At 41.0% G+C, this 9905-nt stretch carries 8 protein-coding genes; 2 read left to right on the forward strand and 6 right to left on the reverse strand.

The genetic code is table 11. The annotated features are described in order from the left end of the window. Positions 1-237 precede the first annotated feature (237 nt). Positions 238-924: a flagellar brake protein gene (locus FPK91_RS20045; RefSeq protein WP_144213745.1), complete on the forward strand. Its 687-nt coding sequence runs from the start codon at positions 238-240 to the stop codon at positions 922-924. Positions 925-1036: 112 nt separating this feature from the next. Here FPK91_RS20045 and FPK91_RS20050 read toward each other — a convergent pair whose 3' ends face one another. The 4 genes from FPK91_RS20050 to FPK91_RS20065 form a co-directional block, all read right to left on the reverse strand. Further along, positions 1037-2527: a CotH kinase family protein gene (locus FPK91_RS20050; protein WP_144213747.1), complete on the reverse strand. Its 1491-nt coding sequence runs from the start codon at positions 2525-2527 to the stop codon at positions 1037-1039. 297 nt (positions 2528-2824) lie between these two features. Further along, on the reverse strand, positions 2825-4357 hold the full coding sequence (locus FPK91_RS20055; RefSeq protein ID WP_144213749.1) for an ATP-binding response regulator: 1533 nt from the start codon (positions 4355-4357) through the stop codon (positions 2825-2827). A gap of 388 nt (positions 4358-4745) precedes the next feature. Then, positions 4746-5168, reverse strand: a complete 423-nt coding sequence (locus FPK91_RS20060; RefSeq protein ID WP_227006635.1) for a DUF6691 family protein — start codon at positions 5166-5168, stop codon at positions 4746-4748. Further along, entirely contained in the window at positions 5161-5580 is a 420-nt protein-coding gene (locus FPK91_RS20065; protein ID WP_144213753.1) for a YeeE/YedE family protein, read from the reverse strand. The genes FPK91_RS20060 and FPK91_RS20065 overlap by 8 nt, the downstream gene beginning before the upstream one ends. 331 nt (positions 5581-5911) lie before the next feature. Here FPK91_RS20065 and FPK91_RS20070 point away from each other — a divergent pair, with 331 nt between their 5' ends. Then, positions 5912-7615 (forward strand): FAD-dependent oxidoreductase, encoded by a 1704-nt coding sequence (locus FPK91_RS20070; protein WP_144213755.1) that lies wholly within the window; start codon positions 5912-5914, stop codon positions 7613-7615. 354 nt (positions 7616-7969) lie between these two features. Here the strand turns inward: FPK91_RS20070 and FPK91_RS20075 are convergent, their stop codons facing one another. After that, the gene (locus tag FPK91_RS20075) at positions 7970-8227 is read right to left on the reverse strand and encodes a hypothetical protein (RefSeq protein ID WP_076537243.1); all 258 of its coding nucleotides are present in this window, start codon (positions 8225-8227) and stop codon (positions 7970-7972) included. 47 nt (positions 8228-8274) lie between these two features. After that, on the reverse strand, positions 8275-9903 hold the full coding sequence (pfaD, locus tag FPK91_RS20080; RefSeq protein WP_144213757.1) for an eicosapentaenoate synthase subunit PfaD: 1629 nt from the start codon (positions 9901-9903) through the stop codon (positions 8275-8277). Positions 9904-9905 lie beyond the last annotated feature (2 nt).

Genomic DNA, 9905 nt, shown 5'->3' on the forward strand with positions numbered 1-9905 from the left:
GTCACTATAGACACTGCTGATTTAGGTTTTTACAAAAACTGAAACGGTAGATTTGACTCTTCAACAAGCCAAAGACTTCGTATTTACAATAGTCCTGCTGAAACATATAAATCAAGTAGATGAATAACAATTAATAATGGTTAACTCATTGCTGTAGTTGTTAAAAATATTACAGTAGCCACACTGTTTTTCTGCTAGGCTTGGTTTATCTAGGATATGAAATATAAGCGGTAGGCTATGGCAACTAAACAAGTTAGTACTAAAGAAGGCTTATCGTCAGAATTTAAATTTCTGTTAGCTGGGACCCCTATAAACATTGACATTGTCACTCCCGCGGGTCAGAAAGGGCGCTTTCGTACCGTATTCATTGGCTACCTCCCTGAGCAATACATACTTATTCAATTCCCGGATGCTGGTAAATTAGGTAATTATGCCCAATACATTGTCAAAGATGTTCAAATTACAGTTAGAGGGTTAGTAGAAGGCCATGAGGCATCTGTGATTGCATTTCAAAGCAGCATCATGCAGACATTGAATACACCGTCTAAAATAATGGTGCTCAAATTTCCAGATCGTATGGTGATTCATAATCTACGGGCGACTAAGCGAGTTCAAACTGAGTTAGCCACTAAAGTCACTATACTCAGTAATGATAATGAAGACTTTTCAGCTGTTATGACCGATATTTCGCTAACGGGTTGTCATATCGCAACCAGTGAAGGCGGTTTTGGCGATTTAGAAGAAGATATGATTATCAGTTTAGCCGTTGATACAACAGACGAAGCGCCTTTAGAAGTCAATGCCAAAGTATGTAACCTTAAATCTTTAGACGCTGGAGTAGAATTTGGTTGTCAGTTTGAAGCTGAGCAAGATATAGCCATTCAAAAAATGCTGCATATGGCGTTGTTATCTGAAAGTAGTTAATGCCTGAAAGGAAGGGGAACCATAGGCTCCCCTTTTTTATTACTTTTCAATTACTGTTGATTTTGAGCCTAATTTAACGCTGTTTTCTATTTCTATCTAGACTTTTGTGATGTTATTGCCCATCTAAATAATCCACAACAGCTTCAGTTCTACTTTCTGCATGGTCATAGAGCTCATCAATTGCGCGATAGAAATCATCTGAGTCACTTAAGAATGAATAACCCTCTAATTCTGTCGTGGCATAAGGTGATATTAGCGCAGAGTAGCTGTTGTAAGTTGATTGTATGGTATTGGTTTCATACACATCATTAATTACTTCTGATAAATACAGGTTATAACGTGTTCGGTATGTCTCGTCAGCATAAATTTTAGCGATTAATGGCCAACTTGCAGTATCCAAATCGGAAAAATCCAGCTCTAACGCGCCAGACATTTTACCATCTTGTAACGCTTCATTATTGTCCCAAGGGATCCATGTGAGTTTTGAGGTTTCAGGGTTGTTGTAGAGGTAATAATTGTGCGGCATTAAACCGTAAGTATCCCAGTTTTGAATAACACCGTTGATGGCTAAATATTTTAGGAATACATCCACATCAAATATGGCTTCAAGGTTAGTACGCCATGTTTGTGGATTACTCGTTGCTGTATCGTCATGTAACGCATCGAATAATGCTAGAATATCAGACCAATCTTCATCATCTTCATTGGTTTTTTTCTCGAAGCTATCTTGGCTAAATGACCCTGCGACAAAGGTTGCGCCATCGTCTTCAGGTTTGTAAAGATTTCCGTCATCATCTGAAAACTGTGTATCAATGACAGTATCGTCAATTTCTTCTACTAAGGTGTATAAACCAAAGTATTCAGGGCCATCACCATGATCAACATACAAGGTATAAAAACCAGTGTGTGATACAGCAAGTCCCGCATTTTTAAATACATCAGCAGCCACTTTTTCTCGTAACATAGACGCATCATCAAAGTTATTTTTCAGGCTAAACTTTTTGAATCCATAAAAGCGTTGGTTATCGATTTGAGGATAGTTATCTTCAAATTCGTCAAAATCGAGTTTAAATGCCAGTTTAAGAATGCCTTGTTGCCAACTGGTTTGCAGTGATGAGTTTCCTTTAAAGCGGATGCCAACGCGATACCATTGCTTGCCATTATAATAAACATCAGCGGGCACCATTACTGGATTCTCATCAGTATCGATTAAACCGTTTGACGGCGTCATCGCACCCAATGTTCCGTAGGTATCTGTCATGTCATCTAGCATGATTTGCCAGCGGTCTTCGGTTACGACAAAATCCAGGCGTTTGACTTCGCTGTCGTTGAACACTTCATCAAAATTTGCATCGACACTTTTACTGTGAGTTTCATCCGTCCAATCGGTCGCTTCAAAGTCTGTATCGCTATAATCTTCAGTAGGGGTTTCGGTATCGTCTTCAGGCTCTGTTGTTTCTGGAATAGTAATTTCAGTTTCTGTGCTGTCATCACTACTGCCACAGCCCGATAATAAAAATAGCGCGCTGCAGCTAATAAGTAGCAAATATCGAAATGGCACCCTAGTTAGTCTTGTTGACGGATTATAAGGAAAATTGAACATATTAAGCTCCTGATGTTAATGCTTAGTTTCAATGAAAGTCATTAGCTTCGATGTTAAGCCTTTAAAGTGCAGAACTTGTGCAGGAATAGTGGAACAAAAAAGTAGAATGAGCATTTACTCGGATGGTGATGTTATTTGATGTTAAATCGCTGCTACTGGCTAAATGTAAAACGTTATCCAGTGAGCGGTTTAGGTGGTTATAGATAATGATAGGTAGAGCACCTTATCAGAGCCCTATATTATGATGAGGTAAATAGCTGGTGCTTGATTAATGACTCAACTACTAACAACTACTATTTACACAGCTGATGGTAATTTTACCGTTAAGGTAGTGCCATCAGCGGAGCTAGTAATAAAGCTGACTTGCCCTTGTTGTATTTCGGTCATTAATTTAACCGCGTATGTTCCCATGCCTGAACCGCCTTTTTTACCAAAAGTAGAGTATTTTTCGAAAAAGGTTTCTTGAATACTGATGGGGACTACCCCTGCATTATGGATGTCAATCATGGTCCATTCTTTGTCTCGGTGAACACCAATGGATACTGCTGAACCATTAGGTGCTGCTTGCAGGGCATTTTGAACCAGATTATTAATAATTGAGTGGGTTAACGCTAATTCGGCCATAACTACTGCAGAGTCAACAATGTCAGTATTTATCTCTAAATGTTTTTCTTTTATGGTAATGGCATTGGCGGAAATCACCGTTTCAATCACCTCACTTAACGTTATTTTAAGGGGCTGAAACTGATAATTACCATCTTCAATACGATGAATAAAAACCATATTATCAATGATTTGATTAATCAGTTGAGTGCCACTGTCTAAGACATTAAGCATATAACTTACAGTTTCAGGGCTACGTAGGTTTTTACGAATATCGCTGGTGGTTGAGTTGATAACCAGTAATTGATTCTTTAAATCATGCTGCATAATTCGCTCGAAATCATTTCGAACCCTGATGCTTTCAAGCATTGAATCAATTTGATTATTACTCGCTTGTTGGGCGCGAATAATATTGGCATGAGTTGATACTCTAGCCTTTAATATTGCAGGGCTAATGGGTTTGGTAATGTAATCTACAGCACCGAGTTCTAGTCCCTTAATGATGTTTTCATTTTCGGACAAGGCACTCAAAAATATGACCTTTAATAGCGGTGAGTTAACATTTTCATTCAGTGCTCTCATGACCTCTAAACCGTCCATTTCAGGCATCATAATATCGAGTAACACTAAGTCTGGTGGGGTGTTAGAAAAACAAATATCAAGAGCTTGTTTACCTGAGGTAGCAGCACGAAGAAGGTAATCACCTTTTAAGGTGTTGGTAATAATATGGATATTTTCCGGGACATCATCGACCACCAAGATTGATAATTTGCTCTGTTCGACATTAGTTTCTTCAACTTTTGTCGCTTCATTTTCTGGTTGTAGTGAAATATTTATGGGGTTGGTAAGTGCTTTTTGTATTCTGCTGGACAGAATTTTTTGCGAAAAAGGTTTGACAATATATTGTGAAATCCCAAGCTTTATCGCTTTAGTCACCATTGTTTGATTAACGACACTGGAAATAATTATTATCGGAATAGTGTCCCACTCTCTATTTTTACGGATATGAGTCAACATAGTCATACCGTCCATTAAAGGCATGCCGATATCCGATATAATCATATGAATGTCATGATTTTGCAGGTTGCTTAGCGCTTCAATACCATTTTTAGCTTGAAAAACAGTTTTAAAGCCTAAACTGAGGAGCATCTTTACGATTGTCACCCGCATGTTTTCAATGTCTTCAACCACTAACACATTTAGTGTTTTAACATCCTGAAGCATCATCAGCTTAGCCCTTACTTATTTGCGTTTTATTCTATTACACAATGACTTAGTTAAACCACTTTGTAAATCTGTGATTCAGTCAAAAATAGCCTTACTAAGGCTATTTTTTTTACGCAGGTATATGGCTCACGTTATTTGATTGAGCTTGTAAAAGTAAGGCGAGCTGAATTTGCTTAAGCTTGGAGTATGAGCGTCGGGTAAATACTTAGCTGCGTTTATGTTATTGGGGTTAGTGGTTATGGTTTATATGAAAAACAGCCCAATGTTTGAGGAAGGTACTTAAAAATATGCCAGTGATATCATCACTGGCATAGTTATTTGGCGGCATAGTTATTTGGAGTGAAAAATTGAATCATAAACGTCTATTCTATTTATAAATCAGAGAGTACTAATCTTTAACCGGCCAGAGGATTTTTCTGCTTGCATAGTGACCAAGCAGCATACTGGCCATAAACCAGTAAATCGCCGATTCACCACGTAATAAGCTTGCGACTGCGGGACCTGGACAAATTCCCACCATTCCCCAACCAATACCAAAAATTATTGAGCCTATAATTAATTTAGGCGTTAACGCCTGTTGAGGTACTGGTATTTCATCACCATTAATCGCATGAGTGCGAGGTTTGATAAACAAATGGTAACTAGGTAAAAATACCAATAGTGCGCCACCAATAACCAAAGCTAAACTGCCATCCCAATTACCCGTGACATCCAAAAAATTAAGGACTTTGTACGGGTTTACCATTCCTGAGATATTCATGCCTAGGCCAAATAGCAGCCCAGTGATTAAACCAACTAATATCTTAAACATACACACCTCCAGACAACCATACCATTAACGCTGCACTCAACATAAACACCGCAGTAGCAATAATAGATCGCATCGATAAACGGCCAATACCGCAGATCCCATGACCGCTGGTGCAACCATTTGCTAGTTGGGTACCAATACCCACCGCTAACCCACCAACTAATAACCAAGTTAATGAGTAATCAGGTAAAGCTGCGCTTTCAAGACCCATTAAAGGATCGAATAACAAGCTTGCTGCCATCGCGATGACAAAAGCGACTCGCCAAGCTCTATCTTTGTTATTGGCCCCAAAAATGCCGGCTAAAACGCCACTTACTCCAGCTGTTTTGCCACTCAATAGCATCAGCATGGTAACCGAAAGGCCTAAAAGCATACCGCCAATCAAGGCACTCCAAGGGGTGAACTCTGTCATTTAACACTCCAAAATAATTCAATAACCGTAACATTTAGCGTCTGCATTTATTAACAAGTCATACTTTTTTGTAGCATAATGTTGCTGCAAACTATTGTTAAATTGTGGTTTTTTGCAGTATACAAGAATCAGCATATTAAAAAAATCTAATATGATTAAATTTTATTTAACTAGTTGCGCATTAGAAAAAACTAATGGAGAATGTAATTCAATTATTCGGTAAACAAGAACAATGAATAAAGTGTGTATGGCAGATGACACCGATGAAAAATAACAGCAAGTTGCCATCACAGGGATTCAGTTCAGCAAGCGGTTGCAATAGGAGATAGTCATGTCAAAAATTTTAATTATCGGTGGCGTAGCAGGTGGCGGCTCAGCTGCAGCACGTGCTCGTCGTCTCAGTGAAAATGCTGAGATCATCATGTTTGAACGTGGCGAGTTCGTATCGTTCGCCAATTGTGGTTTGCCTTATCATATTGGTGGTGACATAAAAGATAGAAGCAAGCTATTGCTGCAAACGCCTGAAAGTTTCTTGGCACGCTTTAACGTTGATGTTCGCGTAATGAATGAAGTGACTGCAATCAATAGCGTCACTAAGTCGGTGAAGGTAAAGAATTTAATCAGTGGCAGCGAATACACTGAAACTTATGACAAGTTATTACTTAGCCCTGGTGCTGGCCCCATTGTTCCGCCTATTCCTGGCATTAATAATCCATTGACGCACTCGTTACGTAATATCCCAGATATGGATCGCATTCTGAATACCATCAAAACCAACAAACCCGAGCACGCAACAGTGGTTGGTGGTGGTTTTATTGGTTTAGAAATGATGGAAGCATTTCATCAACTAGGGATAAAAACCACTGTAATTGAAATGGCCGAGCAGGTGATGACTCCTGTTGATCGTGAAATGGCAGGATTTGCCCACGCAGAAATTCGCCAACAAGGTGTTAATTTAAAACTGGGGGTAGCACTAGAAGCTGTTGAGTTTACTCCTTGCGATAATATCTTAAGTATCGAGTCTGGCGAAAATGAAGCCCACCAACACAAGCAAGGTAAGTTAAGCCTTACACTCAATAATGGTGAGTCCCTAGATACTGATATTCTTATTATGGCCATTGGTGTTCGACCTGAAACCAAACTTGCTAAAGAAGCGGGTTTAAAAATTGGCGATTTAGGCGGTATTTATACCAATGAAAACATGCAAACCAGTGATCCAGATATTTATGCCGTTGGTGATGCAGTAGAAGACAAAGACTTTGTGACGGGTAAACAAACCTTAGTGCCGCTAGCTGGGCCAGCTAACCGTCAAGGGCGAATGGCAGCAGATAATATGCTTGGCCGTAATGAAACCTATAAGGGTACACAGGGCACTGCAATTTGTAAGATTTTTGACCTTGCCGTTGCTTCAACAGGCCAAAATGAAAAGCAATTAAAGCGTGATGGCGTTGAATACCAAAAAGTGTATGTGCATACCGCAAGCCATGCAAGCTACTACCCAGGCGCAGAAATTGTTTCGTTTAAAATGTTATTTGACCCTAAAACGGGCAAGATTTTTGGCGCTCAAGCCGTGGGCAAAGATGGCGTCGATAAACGTATTGATGTCATGGCGGTTGCCCAACGTGCGGGAATGACCGTTGAACAGCTACAAGACCTTGAACTGACCTATGCTCCGCCTTATGGCAGCGCTAAAGATGTCATCAACCAAGCGGCATTTGTGGCCAACAACCTTATCAAAGGGGATACCTGCGCGATACATTTTGATGAGATGGATAACCTATCGGCAGATCAATTGTTGCTAGATGTACGTAACCCTGGTGAGCTCGAAGCGGGTGGTTGTATCGCTGGCGCGATTAATATCCCAGTAGATCAATTACGTCAACGCATGAACGAGCTGCCAAAAGACAAAGAAATCGTCATTTATTGTCAAGTAGGACTCCGTGGCAACGTCGCTTATCGCCAGCTGGTGAATAACGGTTTTAAAGCCCGTAACCTTATCGGCGGTTACCGCACCTATAAGTTTGCTAAAGCATAAAACCTGTTTTCATGTTTTGTATTTAATACCAAAGCCAGCATTATTTGCTGGTTTTTTTGTTTGATCTCTTGTTTTGTGTCCTGACGACAATGTTAGCTTCCCTCTATCGCGGTGATGTATTCAATCAAAGTCAAAATGATGTTTAAATCAAAAGTAAGAGGGGATTGCTGTTGAGCCCCTTTTGGCCAGTGCAGGATGGCATCCTGCGATCTAAATCCAAACGAAGTTTGGAAAGCTTTAACCCAAAAAATATGAAGCCATGAATTTCAAGTAATAAAAAAGGCATCTTTCGATGCCTTCTTAAAACTAACCTGAAATAGCCAACAGGTTATTTCAACAAAGTATTTCAACTCATTATTTCAGCAATGCCACAGCTTCCATATCCAGTTCTATATCAGTACAACCTTTGGCACAATATATTCCTGGCGCTTTGTCTGTTGGCTTCGCCTTTTTAGTATTAGGCGGCAATTGTAGCGTGAGCGGTTTTTTACATTCACTGCATTCTGCGCTGTTGCCTTTCAGCATGCGCTTTATCAAGTTCTTTTGTTGGTTAAATGACTCTTGTGTGGTGCCATTTACCGCTGAAAAATCCAGTTTTTGTGTTTCGCTCATTACCGCTACCTATATGAAAATTGTCTTAGCTTGATTACAGCACTTAATCACTTGACCTGATCAAGTGGGCTCCAACGTTGTAATGCTACTGGTATTGCTACGCCTTGGGCGGTCAGTAGATTAATACGTGCTTGATAAGCTGCGCCGTGCATCAAGTGTTTTGCTAAGTCTACCGCATTTCGCTGGGTATAATCATCTAAATAGCTGCCTTTTGCCCATTCATTGAACGCGCCAAGTGCAGGACCTGCCCAAATTTGGTAATCCATTTCACGGCCAACTTCGCCAGAGTTTGACCAGCGACTTGAAAGGCCAAGATACCAACGGAAAATAAGTGCCATTTTACGCTTAGGGTTACCTTGTGCACGTTCGATTTGCTTAGGGTCGCGCTCGTTAAAATGCGCCACTGTCCCCGCCCAGATTTCATCAAGGCTTGAACGGAACACTTGTTTTTCAAGCTTTTCACGTTCTTCAGCTGGAATCGCTTCGATTGATTCATAACGCGTATAAATCTCATAAAGCTTATTGGCACGCATTGGGAATAGGGTGCCGCGTTTAACCACTTGCAGTTTCACGCCCATTTCGAACATGTCAGCAGCAGGTGCCATGGTCACGTCAGCCATTTCTGTGGTGGCAAGCAGTTTACGAGTATGTTCACTGGCGCCTGCTTCAACACAGGCTTGGTTGATAGAGCCAGTAACAATATAAGCTGCGCCCATATTAAATGTTGCTAGTGCGGCATCAGGTGTACCCACACCGCCACCACAACCGACACGAATAGGTGGGTTGTAGTTATATTCAGCTTGTACTTTGTCTTTTAAAGCCAAGATAGTCGGCAGTAAAGTCACTAAAGGTCGGTTATCGGTATGACCGCCAGAGTCAGCTTCAGCAGTAATATCATCAGCCATAGGAACAAGCTGAGCTAGCTCCATTTGCTCTGCAGTGATTAAGCCTTCATCAACCAATTTTTGCAGTATTTTAACTGGTGCAGGTTGCATGAATTTAATCGCGACTTCGGTGCGGCTCACTTTGGCGATAACTTTGTTAGCGACAACCACATTGCCGCTAGCATCACGGCTTAAACCTGCTGCGCGGTAGTAGACAATTTGCGGTGTTAAGCCTAGGAAAGCAGATGCTTCAACGGTGCGCACTTTATGCTTTAAGAATAACTCAACGCTACCACGTTCCAGTGCTGGCTCGCTTGGGCTGTGAATTAAGTTAAACATGTATGGGCCGTTTGGCAGCGCCGCTTGAATACGGTTAATGGCTTGCTCTACCCGTGAAGGAATTAAGCCCGCAGCGCCAAACGAACATAAGATGCCCGCTTTGCCCAGTGCGATAACTAATTCTTCAGATGAAATACCATTAGCCATTGCGCCAGCGTAGTAAGCGTATTTAACACCGTGTACACGGCGGAAGTTACTATCACCTAAGCTCTGGGTGCCAAGTGCGGGTGCAAATGCACTCACGGGTAAGTCTTGGCCGCTGCTAATGCTTTCAGTGACGACTTGAGCATGTTGAGAAACCCCTAAGCCTTTTTCTGCATGGCTCACCAAGTAACAGGCTTGAGAAAGTTCTTTTAATTTATTACCGATAGCGGCAGTGTCAAAGCTGGCGTCGCTTGGCGCAACTTGCCAAGGCCATGGCGATAGCTTTTCGTTTTGAGTGCTAATTGTCATTA

This window comes from Shewanella donghaensis, from assembly GCF_007567505.1.
Classification (GTDB): domain Bacteria; phylum Pseudomonadota; class Gammaproteobacteria; order Enterobacterales; family Shewanellaceae; genus Shewanella; species Shewanella donghaensis.